We start from the raw sequence: 16982 nt of genomic DNA, 5'->3' as shown, positions 1-16982 counted from the left end.
AGTTGTTTCAGAATGACATTAGAACAAAAAATAGGACAATTTTTCTTTCCTGCTGTTTTCATCAATGATACCGAAGAAAATATTCAAGCTACAGAACGATTAATCAAAGAGCACAATATAGGCGGATTGACTTTTTTTCATAGTCGAGCCAGCGCTGCAACCAATTATGAAACCAATAAAAAAATAGTATTAAATGATGATAGTTTTCAGCGTTTAAAGGAACTCATCATCAGGTATCAAAATTGTGCTACAACTCCGTTATTAATGAGTATTGATGCCGAATGGGGATTAGCCATGCGCGTCGAAAAAACACCACAATATCCTTATGCAATAACACTTGGCGCTTTGCCTGACAGTGAAAAACATTTGGTTTACGAAGTTGGGAAACAAATTGGTTTAGACTTAAAATCAGTTGGGATTCATTATAATTTAGCGCCTTTAGCAGATATCAATAACAATCCGAATAATCCTGTAATTGGCTACCGTTCTTTTGGTCAAAATAAAGAAAAAGTAAGTGATTTTTCTTTGGAATATTTAAAAGGAATGAATGATGTTGGGATTTTGGGTTGTCTTAAACATTTTCCCGGACATGGAAATACCAATGTCGATTCACATTTAGGATTACCCGTTTTAAAAGAAACATTGGAAGAATTATTAGCAAATGAATTAGTTCCTTTTATAAAAGGAATCGATAATAATGTCGATTCAATTATGATTGGTCATTTGGCTGTTCCCGCTTTGAACGATGGAAAAGATACTTCGGCAACGTTATCAAAATCCGTGATTGAAACACTTTTGCGCAAGCAATTAGGCTATGATGGATTAGTGATTTCGGATGCGTTGAACATGCACAGCGTTTCTAAATTATACGATCAAAAAGGGTTATTAGAATGGGAAGCTTTTAATGCTGGAAATGATGTGTTATGCTTTGCAGAAAATGTTCCCGAAGGAATTCAGGAAATCTTAAAAAATGCAACTCCTGAGCGAATTGAAGCTAGTTTTAAACGCATTTGGAAATGCAAGCAAAAAGCTGGAATTTTGGATGGAAAACTAAGTTTGCCAAACCTTTCCAAAAGTCATTTTGATTTTGAAACCACTTCAAAATTAAACCTAAAAATTGCTCAAAACTGCATCACAAAAATAAAAGACAATGACAATACTGTGACTGTTTTTGATGCAAAAAACAGAGAAGATTTCGCCAAAATTAGCCTTTACAAAAATATTGATAATGTATTTTTTAAAAGCTTGACACATGCTTTGCCTTCTCCAGAATTTAGTTACGAAACTGGAGGCGAATCTGTTCTGAATGAATTAGAAAAAAATTTAAATAGATTTGACACGTTAGTTATTTCTTTATTTGTTCCAAAGGCAAAACCTTTAAACAATTTTGATATTGAAGATTCCGTACTTCAATTTTTAGGCAACTTATTGACTACTAAAAAATGTATTTTATATGTTTTTGGGAATCCGTACGCACTTCAAGTGATCCCAAATCTGAAAAAAGCTTCAGGGATTATAATGTTGTACCAAGATTTTTCTGAATTCCAAGAAGCCGCTGCAGAGCAACTCCTGGAAAACTCAACCTGCGAAGGAACTCTTCCTGTGGAGGTTAACATGTTATAATTAGTAAATTAAATCTTTCAAAATATAGAGTATAGTAATTCCCTATTTTGAAATAAATTTTTATAATCATTTGGTATTTTATTTAACTTTTAGACTAACTACTTTTGCACCATCAAAAAAATAACTAAAAAAGTAAATAAAATGTCATTAGTAGGTAAAAAATTTCCAAGTATTGCAGTAGACGCTATCTCTGAAATGGGTGATAATTTAAAAATCAACATTTTCGATGAAGCTGTAAATAACAACAAAAAAGTACTTTTGTTTTGGTACCCAAAAGATTTCACATTCGTTTGCCCAACTGAGTTGCACGCTTTTCAAGCTGCTTTACCGGAATTTGAAAAAAGAAATACAATTGTTATTGGTGCTTCTTGCGATACTAACGAAGTTCACTTTGCTTGGTTAAATACTCCAAAAAACAATGGTGGAATTGAAGGCGTTACATACCCAATTCTTGCTGATACTAACAGAAACTTATCTAACATCTTAGGAATCCTTGATATCGATTCAACTGAATATTCTGAAGAAACTGATTCTGTAATTGTTGAAGGTTCTAATGTAACTTTTAGAGCGACTTACTTAATTGATGAAACTGGAAAAATTTTCCACGAAAGTGTTAACGATATGCCACTTGGTCGTAACGTAAACGAGTATTTACGTATGGTTGATGCTTACACGCACATTCAGGAAAAAGGAGAAGTTTGTCCTGCAAACTGGGAAGCTGGAAAAGAAGCGATGAGCGCTGACAGAATCAGTACTGCTGAATACTTGACTTTAAACTAATTAAAATAAAGATACAAAGGTTTAGAGGTCCTGAGCAACAAAGGTTTTTTGTTGTGTAAATTCACGAAGTTCTAAAAACTTGGTCCCCTTGAACCTTTGCCTCTTTCAACCTTAAAAAACAAACTTATGTTAATCGAATTAACTGAAGATACGTTACAGGATTTAATTGCAAAAGACGAAAAAGTAGTCGTTCAATTTTCGGCATCATGGTGCGGAAATTGCCGAATTATGAAGCCAAAATTCAAAAAATTAGCTTCAGAAAACGAGACAATTACTTTTGCTCTTGTTGATGCTGAAAATTTTCCAGAATCGAGAAAATTAGCAAATGTTAGTAATTTACCAACTTTTGCCACTTTTGTAAATGGAAAACTGGTGAACGAAACACAAACCAATAAACAAGAAGTTTTAATTGAATTAGTGAATGAAATTGTTTAATGATTTTTTAGTTTAAAGTTACCTGACTTTATAAATAAGTTTAGTTTAACAGCAGTTCAAAACCTTAAACTTTCAAAACCTTAAACTTTAAACTTTAAAAAAATATGAAATTACCCGTAATTAAGCATTTAACGCAGTTTATAGAAGAGAATGATGAAGATTACATCATAGAAACAATCGAAGTTCTGGAAGCAATGACTGAAATTTCATCATTGAAAGATGAAGAATTAGATGTTATTGGGGAATTAATTTCTAATATGTATGGCGCTTTAGAAGTCAACAAATTGGTAAAAACTGGAACTGATAAAAAAGAAGCTTTGAACACTTTCATGAAACGTGTTTTGGGTTCTATTGACAAATAAAAATAATTTTTAATTCTTTATTTCAAAAACGCACTCCCCAACGAGTGTGTTTTTTTTTATTTAAAATTGAAAACACATTGTAGCCATGCAGTTTAAAAATTGAACCAAAACGCTAAACTTATCGCGACATATGAGGACTTATTCTTAAATAATTTTCATACTTTTGAACCTCACAAAAAAACAAACATTATGGCTTCAATAAAATTAGGAGGAAATCCGATTCACACTTCAGGAGAATTACCAAAAGTAGGTACGAAAATTGCTGATTTCAAATTAGTTAAAACTGACCTTTCTGTAGCTTCACTAATTGATTTTGCTGGAAAAAAATTAGTTTTAAATATTTTCCCAAGTGTTGACACCGGAACATGTGCAGCATCTGTTCGTAAATTTAACGAAAGTGCAAGTACTTTAGAAAATACAACAGTTTTATGCGTTTCAAGAGATTTACCTTTTGCACAAAAACGTTTTTGTGGAGCGGAAGGACTTGAGAATGTTGTTAATTTATCTGATTTTCCAGAAGGAAGTTTTGGTAAAGCAAATGGTTTAGAAATTACTGACGGACCATTGGCTGGATTGCATTCAAGAGTTATTATTGTTGTTGACGAAAACGGAATAATCACTCACACGGAACAAGTTGCTGAAATTGCAGATGAACCAAACTACGAGGCTGCATTAGCAGTACTATAATCACAACTTGATGGAGTTTCAAAAAGACAATACTTTCTTTACCGGAAGATTAAAAAGCGTCTCTTATGCATTTAAGGGCGCTTTGAAATTAATCTCGACGGAACACAGTGTTATGGTTCAATTTTCTATTGGGATTTTGATGTGCATTGCTGGATTTTATTTTGGTATTTCTAAAACAGAATGGCTTTTTCAGACTTTAGCTATCGGTTTAGTCATGAGCATCGAAGGTCTAAATACTGCCGTTGAGAAAATAGCCGATTTTATTCATCCAAATTACCATGAAAGAATTGGATTCATCAAAGATATTGCTGCTGGAGCGGTATTTTTTGCTGCTTTGACAGCAATAGCAATTGGTTTAATCATATATGTGCCTTTATTTCTTTAGGTATTATTTCAAATTAAGAATGGCAAAAATAACAAAAACAGCCCCTTTAAATAAAAAAAACGACACCAAAGCACCGTTAAATACTCCAATAAAAATAACCAAACAACACAAAATTGTTTTGGGTTCTTTATTGGTTTTATTTTCTATCGCTTTACTAGTTGCGTTTGTAAGCTTTTTTATTTATGGACAAGAAGATCAAAGCGCTGTTCAACAATTGACTGATCGATCAGAAACTGTTCATAATTGGCTAGGTAAATTCGGTGCATTTTTGGCTGATTTGCTTGTTTACAAAGGATTTGGACTTGCCGCATTTATATTTGTACGGTTATTTTTTCTAACCGGAATGTATTTAATTCTTGCTATTTCATTAAAAAAATTGAAGAATATTTGGTTTTGGGACTTATTTGTAATAATTGTTTTATCCGTTTTATTTGGTTTTTTTGCTACTTCAGCTCCAGAATTGGGAGGTACAATTGGATATGAATTGAATTTATTTCTACAAGATTACACTGGAAAAACAGGAGCTTTATTAATTTTATTGTTTGGATTAATCATCTATATAATTTTCAAAATCAAACTTTCTCCTGAAAGTATCCAATCCTTTTTTGACAACACTAAAAAAGAACTCAAAACAGATTTAACAACTAGTCCGATTAATAATGGTAAAAGTGGTTACAACTTAGAGGAATTTGCTGTTGCGGAAGAAGAAGTTGATGAAATTCATTTAAAAACGAATGGTTCACAATTCGAAATTAATAAAGAAGCATTGAAGCCTACGATCAGTAATTCATCTGATATTAATAAAGACCCTATTGCAAAACCGCTTGCAATGGAAGTAACACCAATTGCAACTCCAGAAATTATTTCAAATACAACAGATACTTTTGTAATAGAAACTGCTCCGGAAGAAGATATTATCGAAGAAAATTTAGCCTCCCGATTGGTGGCTGATTTTGGATTATTTGATCCAACTTTGGATTTATCCAATTATAAATTTCCTACGATTGATTTATTAAAAGAATATTCAACTGGCGGAATTACCATCAATCAAGAAGAATTAGAAGAAAATAAAAACCGAATTGTAGATACGCTTCGCAATTATAAAATAGAAATTGCACAAATAAAAGCGACCGTTGGACCATCGGTAACGTTATATGAAATTGTACCGGAAGCGGGAATTCGTATTTCAAAAATCAAGAGTTTAGAAGATGATATCGCCTTATCACTTTCGGCATTAGGAATTCGTATCATTGCTCCTATTCCAGGAAAAGGAACGATAGGAATCGAGGTTCCGAATAAGAATCCAACAATGGTTTCGATGAAAAGTGTTATTGGCTCTGCCAAATTTCAAGAAGCCGAAATGGAATTACCAATCGCACTTGGAAAAACAATTTCGAACGAAACATTTGTCGTGGATTTAGCCAAAATGCCTCACTTATTGATGGCTGGTGCTACCGGACAAGGAAAATCAGTTGGTTTGAATGCTGTTTTGACTTCGCTTTTGTACAAAAAACATCCAGCCGAAGTTAAATTTGTTTTGGTTGATCCTAAGAAAGTTGAGCTTACACTTTTTAATAAAATTGAAAGACACTATTTAGCAAAACTTCCAGACATGGATGACGCCATTATTACGGACAATGCAAAAGTGGTGAATACTTTGAATTCGCTTTGCGTGGAAATGGACAACCGTTATTCTTTGTTGAAAGATGCGATGGTGCGTAACATAAAAGAATACAACGATAAATTTAAGGCTCGGAAATTGAATCCTGAAAACGGACACCGATTTTTGCCTTACATCGTTCTTGTTGTAGATGAGTTTGCCGATTTGATTATGACTGCCGGTAAAGAAGTTGAAGTTCCTATAGCCCGATTGGCACAACTGGCTAGAGCCATTGGAATTCACTTAATCATCGCGACACAAAGACCATCGGTAAATGTAATTACTGGTTTGATAAAAGCCAATTTCCCTGCTCGTATTGCTTTTAGAGTGACCTCAAAAATTGATTCCAGAACCATTCTGGACACACAAGGTGCTGATCAATTGATTGGTCGTGGTGATATGCTTTATACTAATGGAAATGATGTCGTGCGAGTACAATGTGCCTTTATTGACACTCCTGAAGTGGAAAAAATCACTGAATTCATAGGTTCACAAAAAGCGTATGCCACAGCTTATTTACTTCCTGAGTTCGTTGGCGAAGAAAGTGGCATTAATCTTGATATGGATATCTCAGATAGAGATACTTTGTTTAGAGAAGCTGCCGAAATAATTGTGAATGCACAACAAGGATCAGCTTCATTGTTACAAAGAAAACTAAAATTAGGATACAACAGAGCAGGCCGATTAATCGATCAATTGGAAGCAGCTGGAATTGTTGGTCCTTTTGAAGGAAGTAAAGCACGTAGTGTAAACATTCTTGACATGAGTTCTCTTGATCAATTTTTCAACAATGAACAAAACAAATAAAATCATGAATTTCAAAAAAAACAATACAGAAACTAAGAGCTTGGGTAAAAGATTTCTTTTAATTGCGTCTTTATTACTTTTTAGTTTTTCAATACAAGCACAAGATAAAAAAGCAAAAGACCTTTTAGATCAGGTCACCGCAAAAGTTAAAAGCTATAATAATATTGCAATTGATTTTAAATATTCTTTAAATAATGCTAAAGAAAATATCAATCAGGACAGCAAAGGAAATGTAACGATGAAAGGAAATCAGTATGTATTAAATTTCATGGGAGTAACTAAAATTTTTGATGGTAAAAAAACATATACTATCGTTCCGGAAGATGAAGAAATCACTATTTCTACAGTTAATGAAAAAGACGATAATGCTATTACACCTTCTAAAATGTTAACTTTTTTCAATTCAGGTTATAAATATTCTATGGATATTTTACAGAATGTAAAAGGTCGAAAAATTCAATATATCAAATTAGTTCCAATAAACTCTAAAGATCAAAGAAAAGAAGTATTGTTGGGAATTGATGTTCAGACTAAACATATCTATAACTTAATAGAAATGGGCAAAAAAGGCACAAAAACAACTTTAACGGTTAATTCTTTTAAAACCAACCAACCTTTGTCAAAAAATCAATTTACATTTGCGGGGAGTAAATATCCAAATTACTACATCAACAAATTAGATTAATGCATTAGGTGAAAATTCTTGACAAATACTTATTAAAAACCTTTTTGACTACATTTACTACGGTATTTGTAATCCTATTTTTTATATTTATACTTCAAACCGTTTGGTTATTCATATCCGAATTGGCCGGGAAAGATTTAGATCTGTTAATGATTATTAAATTCCTGGCCTTTTCTATGCCTAGAATTGTACCATTAGTTCTACCGCTTTCAATCTTATTATCTTCCATAATGACTTTTGGTAATTTAGCTGAAAATTATGAATTTGCAGCGATGAAATCTTCCGGAATTTCACTCCAAAGAGCCATGAGAAGTCTGACTGTATTCATCATTTTATTAAGTATCGTAGCCTTTTTCTTTTCGAACAATGTAATTCCTTATGCTGAATACAAATTCATCAATTTCAGAAAAAACATTGCACAGGTTAAACCGGCTTTGGCCATTGCCGAAGGTCAATTTAATGATGTTGGTTTTTATAATATTAAGGTCAATAAAAAAACAGGAGACAATGGAAACATCCTCACTGGAATTACAATTCACAAAAAATCAAACATTGGTGATGGCAGTAAAACGGTGATCAAAGCCAAAGATGGTGAATTGATTAGTAGTGAACAATCCAGCATTTTACAGTTAGTATTGAATAATGGTTATTATTACGAAGATATTGTTCCAAAAAAATATGAAGACCGCAGCAAAATGCCTTTTGCAAAAAGTTCCTTTAAAAAACACATCATCAACATCGATTTATCTGAATTGAATAAAACTGATGTGACCGATGAAAGTGTCGCTAACACAAATACGATGCTTACCGTTACTGAATTGAACTACACTTTAGATTCATTAAATAAAAATATTAAAACTGAGATCCTATCCTTTTCGGAAAACAGTAATGTACGTATCGGAATTCCAGACAATAAAAAAATCTTAAAAAAAGAAAAAAACAAGCCTTTTCCAGATGATATTTTAACATTATACACTGATCAGGAAAAATTAGATATTTTAAAAATAGCCAGTAGTAATGTCACCAGTATATCCTATTCGATTGACACAATTAAAAACGAATTGGAAAATAAACAAAAAAATATCAACAAACATATACTGGCACTTTACGATAAATTTGTAATTGTATACGCCTGTTTTCTAATGTTTTTTATTGGTGCTCCTTTGGGCGCAATTATTAGAAAAGGTGGATTAGGACTTCCAATTGTTTTTGCAATTTTAATTTTTATAACCTTTCACTTTATAAATACTTTTGGAAAAAGGATTGCTCAGGAAAACGGAATGACTCCTTTTATGGGAGCTTGGTTATCGTCATTTATCTTGACACCATTAGCAGTTTTACTGACTTATAGAGCTACAAACGATATTGGATTAATAAATATGGATGTCATTTTAGCTCCATTCCAAAAAATAATTAAAAAAATATTTCCATCACAAAATTAACTACATAAATGGACCTAAATAAAATACAACTCAATACAATTGAAGAAGCAATAGAAGATATTCGCCAAGGAAAAATCATTATAGTTGTTGATGATGAAGATCGCGAAAATGAAGGAGATTTTTTGGCTGCTGCCGAGAAAGTGACACCGGAAATGATCAATTTCATGGCTACACACGGTCGAGGATTGATATGTGCGCCACTAACCGAAAGCCGTTGTAAAGAATTAGGACTGCATGTTATGGTTACCAATAATACAGATCCGATGGAAACTGCTTTTACAGTTTCGGTAGATTTAAGAGGAAACGGAGTTACTACAGGAATATCAGCAGCAGATAGAGCAAAAACGATACTTGCTTTAGTTGATTCGACTACTAAGCCACATGATTTGGCACGACCAGGACACATTTTCCCCCTTATTGCTAAACAAGGTGGTGTATTGCGAAGAACAGGACATACAGAGGCTGCTATTGATTTTGCGCGATTAGCAGGTTTTAAATCGGCGGGAGTGATTGTAGAAATCATGAATGAAGATGGTTCAATGGCTCGCTTACCCCAATTAGTAAAAGTGGCTAAAAAATTCGATTTGAAATTAGTTTCCATCGAAGCTTTAGTGGCGTACAGAATGCAACATGACAGTTTAATTGTTAAAAAAGAAGATTTCAATTTGGAAACTCGCTTTGGTACTTTTAGGCTAAGAGCGTATCAACAAACAACCAATAAGCAAATTCATATTGCTTTGACAAGAGGAACTTGGAATTTAGGAGAACCAATTTTGACAAGAATAAATTCTTCGCAAGTGAATAATGATTTATTGGGTACTTTAACAAATAATGCCGACCAGCAACTGGATGACATGTTTAAAGTAATTAATGAGCAAGGAAAAGGTGCCGTAATCTTTATCAACCAAGATATGCAATCAGTAAATCTACTGAATCGTATTTCTGAATTGAAGGTTTTACAAGCAGAAGGAACAATGAAAGCACCAAAAATAATTATTGATAGCAAAGATTTTGGAATTGGGGCTCAAATATTACACGATATTGATATCTCAAAAATACGATTAGTATCGAATGCTGAACACACCAAACGTGTTGGAATGATTGGATACGGGCTGGAAATAACCGAATATGTAAAGTATTAAAGTTAATTACTGATTTTTTATAAATTTATTTTTTATCTAAAGTATAGAAAATGAAACCTTTAAAAAATAGTCTTAAAAATAGATGCTTTTTTTGTAAAAATAGATTTGCATAACCAAAAAAGGTTCTTATATTTGCACTCGCAATCAGGTAATGAAAGCGACAGACTGGAGAAATGGCAGAGCGGTCGAATGCGGCAGTCTTGAAAACTGTTGACTGTAACAGGTCCGGGGGTTCGAATCCCTCTTTCTCCGCCAGTAGAAATACAAATTGAATTAAAACCCTTTAAATCGTATGATTTAAAGGGTTTTTGCTTTTAGCCAAACCCCTAATTATTCATTAAATCTCAAAACTTAGGTGTCTTTTGAGGTGTCACTGAAATTATATTTCTCAAGTGACACCTATCTCAAAAGTTACCAATTCAACATTTGTTCAAATACCTTTTCACTATTCGAACATCTTGTTTGGAAGTATTACAAAGTTTAAATTTAATAATTGTTAAAAAGTTACCACGATGAAAACAAAAACTTTCCATTTTTTTTTAATAAAAAGGGAACAGAAATGTTCTAACGATCGATTTAATGTCCCCCGCAAACATTTTAATTCTTAAACAAATTAAAATGAAATCAATTTACACAATTCCCAAGATTATGAAACATGACAATGTTACCAAGCCTTGGCTTGTCTACTTCAGGTAAGCCAATAAACTGCTCCGTTAAAAATTATGGAATAAGTCACACTCAAAATTATAGAGATTGTTCACTCGAAGCCTAGGCTTTTTAAACTTCATAACTATGGGAATGTAATATTACCTCTATGGCAAGTTCTGAATTATTTATTCTCTCACTCAATTGAACTGCTTTTTTTTTTAAAGCTTTATCATAAACTTTGCGGACTAGTTTCATAGGTTAAAATTTAGGTTTATTTCTTAACTTTCTTTGCTGGTTAGTTTCGTATGTCCAAGATGCTAACAACATTTAAAGTCAGTAGTTTATAAGGATCAATTTTACCAAAAAAATGGCGGTCTTTTTGAATTGGAAAGTGGTGGTCTTTTTACTCCAAAACTAGTAATCACTTTAAATTGGAATTTATACTTAACACACAGTGCAAATAAACGTAAATACCTAACCTTTAGTCGTTTTTGTTTGTAACTAGTAAATAAAATTTCTAAATTTATTAATTACAAAGCCAAAAATATGACTTTAAAAATCACACTTAAATACCTAACAGTCAAATTAATACCGAATTAAATTAACAACTATAAATTATGAAAATAAAATTGATTCAGACAGTAATTTTGCTACATTTTATTTTTGTTTCAAATGCACAGTTTTCAAAAGATTTAGGCGTTCATTACTATAGAATAATTGTAGAAAATCCAATAAACAGAGAAACACAGTGTATTGGATACAATCCCACTACTCGAATACAAAATAGTGTTTTACAATTTCATTTACTAAATATAAAAAGGAGTAGTGCTGTTATGTCTGATTCTACTATTTATAAAATAACGCCTATGTATAATTACAATGGAAAGGTTCTAAATTATAACTGGTTTCCTAAATTATTATGTTACCAAATTAATAAAAAAACAACTATTACCTGTACCAATAATTTAACTCTTTATTTAAGAAACGGGTAAATTAAAAACTTACTATTTTATTTATTGTTTTTTATAAAATAACATCATTTTTTTTAGACATATTTTCTAAATCTTCTAAAGTCATATCAGAAAGTACCGATTTGTCTTGTTGCAAAACATCTTCATCAATTGCATATTGATCCTTTGACTTTATCAAAAGCCATGTATTTTCCTGTTTTGTTTTAAGTTTCACCAATGCGAATTCGCCTTTCAGTTTTTTTCCATTAAGATTAAAGCTAAGATGCCCTTTTTGTAAATCAGATTTCAATTTAGTTTCCAGATCGCCTGCATTTTTATAATCCGCTAAAGTATACGTTCCATTATCCCAAACAACAACATTTCCAGCACCGTAATTGCCTTCTGGAATAGTGCCTTCAAAATCTTTATAACTATAAGGATGGTCTTCAACCATAATAGCCAATCTTTTATCAGCGGGATTCATTGACGGTCCTTTGGGTATTGCCCAACTTTTTAACACTCCATCCATTTCCAAGCGAAAATCATAATGCAAATGAGAAGCCGCATGTTTTTGCACCACGAAAATTAATTCGGATGTTGATTTCTTAATTTCACCTTCTGGTTCGGCTGTAGAATTAAAATTCCGCTTTTTACTGTATTCCTTTAAAGACATTGCAAATACGATTATCATTTCAATTAATAAAACTCAAGGTTCAACCTCAGACTTGTCCACTCTTACTTCCTGTATTTTCCTCTAAATTGTTGTGATCATCACCACCGATACTGTAATGATTGTTTTCCTCGTCTTCATTTCCGGAATTTTCCTTATCATCATCTAATTCTGAGCCAGGCACATCTAAATCTCCACCAGAAACATCCTCCTCAAAATTTTTTTCATTCAATTCCGTGACATTATTGATTTCAACTGGCACTTTATTTTTAGAAATATCTTCCGGATCTATATCCGATTCTTTTTTAAATTGACTGTATATATCTTCGCTTGGAGGGTACAAAAGAGAATCTGGTAATTTATTTTTATCTTTCTTCCCCGGTTTTCTTTTGTCAAAGTTCAATTTATCGTTTCTATTATTCATTACACACTTATTTAATTGATTTTCAATACACTAAGTTAAACATTTTAAATAGAAATGCTGTTTATATTTATATAAAAAAATCAAATTATTCAAGGATTTCAAAGTGCCAAAAAGAGATTTTCAATCCAAAAAGGTTTAAATAAACCATAGTACACCTTTTTAAGTACCCCAAATTCTATTTTTAAAAAGGTCAAATGTTTGTCTTAAATGCTGATTAAGCAATAGAAAAATAACCACAATAACCATTATATAACCAATAGCGGTAAAGATTTCCATATTGGACAGTAAAACTGATTGTTTTGAAACTGAACTAATAATTTGTTTCATCGCTAATGCATTGGAGTCATCCAAAGTATAGCCTTTAGCCATAAAATTTCTGGTAAGTTGTTCGACGCGCCTTTGTGTTTCTGGACTTTCGGGAATAATAAATTGTCTGAATTTTGTAAAATGGGTACTTTGCAAAAACAACCCTGCGTTTTGAATCATCGCAAAACCCATTATGCTTCCCCAAAAACGGCCTGCAACTCCCACTACTCCTGCAAACGGAGCATAATGCGTAGGAACAGCAGCTACGGTGAACAAGACTAACGGAACAAATATTATTCCGACAGCAACGCCCTGTAACATATACGGAATCGCAATGTCTGACAAGGAAGCATCCGGCACAAAAAGAAAAGTAAACCAAAAATGAAATAGCGCAAAAATTGAAAATCCTATTATAAAAATATAACGCGAAGCTACTGATTTAGACAAAAAAACTACAGTCAAAATCATCCCAATTACATTTCCTGTCAAATTTAAATACTGCACATGCGCCACTCTTGAAGGTTCCCAATTCCAAATAACGGCCATCGTGCTGTGACAAATATTCAAAGTCGATCTGGCAATATAAAAAACCACAGACAGCAACAATCCAGTTCTTAGATTCGCATAGCGAAAAACTCGCATATCAAAAGTAGGTCTCTTCACCAGCATTTGTCGGGCGATAAAAAAACCTCCTGTTAGTAAGGCTACAATGAGTGCTGAAAGAATTTGGAAAGATTCAAACCAATATTTTTTTTGGCCATAAACCACAAAATAACTACCGCATAAAATAGCGGTAAGCACCAGAATAAAACTGGCCCAATCAATCTGATACAATGGGATTTTTTTATGAAAACGATTGTTATTAAAAGTAATCATGACCAAAGCCACGCATACAATTTGGAAAAAAGCCGAACCATACGCCATATATTTCCAATCGTAATTCTCCAGCAGCCAAACCGCAATATTCATTATAAAAGGAGAAGCCAGCATCAAGGCTCCATAATTAATTGTAAAAGCTATAATCACAGCATTTTTAGACTTAAATCGTGTAATCAAAAACTGTCGTAAAGGCAAAACTGGCAATGCCATCAAGATACCTTCGGCCATTCGTAACATAATAAACAAAGGGAAATTTTCAGTATCAGCAGTCAAAATAAATGTTAAGGCTGCCAGACTGTAAATAACCAGGAAATATTTTTTAGTTGGAAAAAATTTAAAAAACCTGCTTTCAATCAGTAATGTAGCCAAAAATGTTCCATAAGTCACACACATTGAAAACTGCAAATCTTCTACTTCTACGTCCAAAAAACTCGCTGCATACGTCACATTAGAAGTATATACTCCCAATAAAACCATGGAATGCAACATGCAGAAAAATATTATAGCAATAATGGCCCAATTAGGAACCCAAGATTTAAAAATACTTGTTTTTGACATTGGATTATTTGTGTTCGGCAATAACGGTAACATTCATACCGGCTCTCAGAAAGTCCGTTTGTGCATCACTTTCTTTTAATTTTATTCGAACCGGAATTCTTTGCTCTATTTTTATAAAGTTACCCGTTGCATTATCAGGTGGCAAGAGAGAAAAACGTGCGCCACTGGCTGGCGATAAAGATTCAATAGTTCCTGTAAATTCTCTTCCGCTTATCGCATCTGCTTTTAGCTCCACTTCCTGGCCAATGGATAAATATTGCAGTTGTGTTTCCTTGAAATTAGCCGTAATCCACTTTTCTTTACTAACGATAGAAGCTAAAGTCTGTCCTTCTTTTATCATTTGCCCCGGTTGCATGATTTTTTTACCAACCCAACCATCATAAGGAGCGGTAATTATGGTATAAGAAAGATACAAAGCCGCATTGTCAGCAACTGCTTGTTTGGACTGAATTACCGTCTGAGCCGTTGGAATTTTAGCCGAAGCTTCTGAGGTGTTCAATGCCGCCGATTGAATCGTGTTAGCTATTTCCTGATAATGTGCTTGTGCCAATTCATAATCCGCTTTTACTTTTTCAAGCTGTTGTTCAGTAGCCGCTTCTTGGCTTACTAATCCTTTATAGCGATTGTATTCCAATTTTGTTTTCCAAACTTCTGTTTTTGCAGCTTGTAACTGCGATTGTCTAACGGAAGTTACATTAGAAGTTGTTACGACATTTTTTTCAATCACAATGCTATTGCTTTTTGCATTTTCAACATCGGCCAATGCCATGTCTAAATGCGCTTTGTATTCCCTATCGTCAATTACTAATAACGTATCGCCTTTGTGAACAAATTGATTTTCATTATAACGCACTTCGGTTACATACCCTGTAATTCGAGCCATAATTGGTGTTACATATTGATCCACCTGGGCGTCATTAGTTTCTTCGTGATTTTTATTAAAAATATAAAACCAAATCCCTAAAACAATTCCGCCGAGAACCAGCATACCGGAAATCACGGTAATTAATCTATGAAATGATCGATGAGCTCTTGACGAATTATGAACTTTTACCATATAAATTTGAAACTAAATTATATTAAATTGAATTATTATTTGTTGAGTAATCCTGCCGTATGGAGCAATTCATACTGTTTCATAACCATATCTATTCTAGTGGAAACTTTGTTGAATTTTGCCTGAAGCAACGCATTATCCGCATCGACCATTTCCGTAATCAAAACCAGTTGGTTAAGGTATTTTACTTTTACAATGCGATAATTTTCATTGGCTAAATCAAATGCTTTATCTGTAACCGGTAACTTGTCCAGTATTTCCTGATATTGGGTATGCTTTCTAAACAATTTGTCCACCATTTCATTTTTCACAAGCTCCGATTCATTTTCTTGCAAATCCACTTTTAAATTGGCAACCTGAACTTTAGCTTTATTTTTATATAAACCCGACAAATTATAAGTAGCCTCTACTCCTATTTGTCCTACGGTAAAGAGATACGGACGATTCAGCGTAAATAACATATAGTCAGGATATTTTAGATTATAATTTCCAAATAAGCTGACCTTCGGATAATAATTCCCTTTCACCATTTTTAACTCTGTTTTTTTAACGTCCACTTCCCTATTTGCGATACGCATTTCTTCGTTTTGAAGCGTCTCTCTGAAATAGAAATCATAGTCTTTCAACGGTGCAATATCAAGTAATCCTGTTGTATCAATAGAAATTTCTGATTCTTCGGGCAACTGCAACTGTGTTTTTAACTCTTGAAGTGCAATTTTGATATTTTTCTTATTCGTCAATAAGTTTAGTTCTCGATCCGAAAGTTGCAGTTCCGAACGCAACACTTCGTTTTTAGTAACCGTTCCAAAGGTTTTAAAAGCTTTCACTTCTTTTAATCGCTCCTGTTCTTCTTTAATGCTTTCGCCAATGATTTTGTGGAGTTCCATCATTTTATAAATTCCCAAAAAAGTAGCTGTCACCTGCAATTGAATGTCATTTTGTGTCTTCTCTACCTTAATTTTAGCAATTTCGTTTTCCTCTTTCGACTTTTTAATCGCATTATTGATTCTATTACCTGCATAAAGTGGTACATCAAATTTGGTAACCGCATCATATATCACGGTTCCAGGTTCAGGAGTATAGGTATGTTTGTCTGAGAAAAAACCGCCTTCGTATTCCGTCAAATCAGATAATCGGGAATACATCGCATTAAAATTAACTTCCGGCAAACGAAGATTTTTTGCACCGGCAATTTCTTTTTCTGAGATGCGCTGTTCAATATGAGATTTCTGAATGGTCTTATTATTTTCTTTAGCGATTTTTAAAGCATCATTCAAAGAAATTGAGGAAACTTGCTGTGCGTGTAATGAAGTAATTCCATGAAAGAAGAGGAATAGCAACAAGTAATTTTTCGAAAAATTAATTCTCGATTGGTTCAAAAAAACCTGATTTTTAAGAAACATAATATAGATAAAGGAATAGAATACAAAGTTCCCTAATTTAATCTATGCCGTAAAATCAACAAAAGCCAACTATTTATTC

General features: G+C 33.0%; 16 protein-coding genes and 1 tRNA gene. 11 read left to right on the top strand and 6 right to left on the bottom strand.

Annotated features, from left to right (window positions below):
- Window positions 1–12 precede the first annotated feature (12 nt).
- From BC952_RS07310 to BC952_RS07260, 11 genes are all read left to right on the top strand, one after another.
- Window positions 13–1623: a glycoside hydrolase family 3 protein gene (locus BC952_RS07310; protein WP_121364878.1), complete on the top strand. Its 1611-nt coding sequence runs from the start codon at window positions 13–15 to the stop codon at window positions 1621–1623.
- Window positions 1624–1764: 141 nt separating this feature from the next.
- Window positions 1765–2403, top strand: coding sequence for a peroxiredoxin (locus BC952_RS07305; RefSeq protein ID WP_113637308.1), 639 nt, complete (start codon window positions 1765–1767; stop codon window positions 2401–2403).
- 126 nt (window positions 2404–2529) lie between these two features.
- Window positions 2530–2838: a thioredoxin family protein gene (locus tag BC952_RS07300; protein ID WP_091172170.1), complete on the top strand. Its 309-nt coding sequence runs from the start codon at window positions 2530–2532 to the stop codon at window positions 2836–2838.
- Window positions 2839–2942: 104 nt separating this feature from the next.
- Window positions 2943–3200, top strand: coding sequence for a DUF6952 family protein (locus BC952_RS07295; protein ID WP_091172168.1), 258 nt, complete (start codon window positions 2943–2945; stop codon window positions 3198–3200).
- Between the two features lie 189 nt (window positions 3201–3389).
- On the top strand, window positions 3390–3887 hold the full coding sequence (gene tpx / locus BC952_RS07290; RefSeq protein ID WP_121364877.1) for a thiol peroxidase: 498 nt from the start codon (window positions 3390–3392) through the stop codon (window positions 3885–3887).
- Window positions 3888–3897: 10 nt separating this feature from the next.
- Window positions 3898–4272, top strand: coding sequence for a diacylglycerol kinase family protein (locus BC952_RS07285; RefSeq protein ID WP_121364876.1), 375 nt, complete (start codon window positions 3898–3900; stop codon window positions 4270–4272).
- 19 nt (window positions 4273–4291) lie between these two features.
- Window positions 4292–6739: a DNA translocase FtsK gene (locus BC952_RS07280; RefSeq protein WP_121364875.1), complete on the top strand. Its 2448-nt coding sequence runs from the start codon at window positions 4292–4294 to the stop codon at window positions 6737–6739.
- Between the two features lie 4 nt (window positions 6740–6743).
- Complete coding sequence (lolA1, locus tag BC952_RS07275; protein WP_244200113.1) at window positions 6744–7424, top strand: outer membrane lipoprotein periplasmic chaperone LolA1; 681 nt, start codon at window positions 6744–6746, stop codon at window positions 7422–7424.
- An 8-nt stretch (window positions 7425–7432) separates the two neighbouring features.
- On the top strand, window positions 7433–8866 hold the full coding sequence (locus tag BC952_RS07270; protein ID WP_121364874.1) for an LptF/LptG family permease: 1434 nt from the start codon (window positions 7433–7435) through the stop codon (window positions 8864–8866).
- Window positions 8867–8874: 8 nt separating this feature from the next.
- Entirely contained in the window at window positions 8875–10008 is a 1134-nt protein-coding gene (gene ribB, locus BC952_RS07265; RefSeq protein WP_121364873.1) for a 3,4-dihydroxy-2-butanone-4-phosphate synthase, read from the top strand.
- Between the two features lie 167 nt (window positions 10009–10175).
- Window positions 10176–10263 (top strand) — tRNA-Ser (locus tag BC952_RS07260).
- A gap of 522 nt (window positions 10264–10785) precedes the next feature.
- On the opposite strand, the gene BC952_RS15130 is transcribed toward BC952_RS07260, so the two are convergent.
- The 6 genes from BC952_RS15130 to BC952_RS07230 all read right to left on the bottom strand — a co-directional run bounded on the left by BC952_RS15130 (window position 10786) and on the right by BC952_RS07230 (window position 16879).
- Entirely contained in the window at window positions 10786–10911 is a 126-nt protein-coding gene (locus BC952_RS15130) for a hypothetical protein (protein WP_279629640.1), read from the bottom strand.
- 768 nt (window positions 10912–11679) lie between these two features.
- A complete protein-coding gene (locus tag BC952_RS07250; protein WP_244200111.1) occupies window positions 11680–12297 on the bottom strand; it encodes a DNA polymerase ligase N-terminal domain-containing protein in 618 nt (205 codons plus the stop codon).
- A gap of 28 nt (window positions 12298–12325) precedes the next feature.
- A complete protein-coding gene (locus BC952_RS07245) occupies window positions 12326–12700 on the bottom strand; it encodes a hypothetical protein (RefSeq protein ID WP_121364870.1) in 375 nt (124 codons plus the stop codon).
- Between the two features lie 159 nt (window positions 12701–12859).
- A complete protein-coding gene (locus BC952_RS07240; RefSeq protein WP_121364990.1) occupies window positions 12860–14443 on the bottom strand; it encodes an efflux MFS transporter permease in 1584 nt (527 codons plus the stop codon).
- A gap of 4 nt (window positions 14444–14447) precedes the next feature.
- Window positions 14448–15500: an HlyD family secretion protein gene (locus BC952_RS07235; RefSeq protein ID WP_121364869.1), complete on the bottom strand. Its 1053-nt coding sequence runs from the start codon at window positions 15498–15500 to the stop codon at window positions 14448–14450.
- A 35-nt stretch (window positions 15501–15535) separates the two neighbouring features.
- Window positions 15536–16879: a TolC family protein gene (locus tag BC952_RS07230; RefSeq protein ID WP_244200110.1), complete on the bottom strand. Its 1344-nt coding sequence runs from the start codon at window positions 16877–16879 to the stop codon at window positions 15536–15538.
- Window positions 16880–16982: the final 103 nt, after the last annotated feature.

Source organism: Flavobacterium limicola (assembly GCF_003634755.1).
Lineage (GTDB): Bacteria > Bacteroidota > Bacteroidia > Flavobacteriales > Flavobacteriaceae > Flavobacterium > Flavobacterium limicola.
The sequence above is the reverse complement of the archived record's forward strand: the minus strand, read 5'-3'. Positions and strand labels throughout refer to the sequence as shown.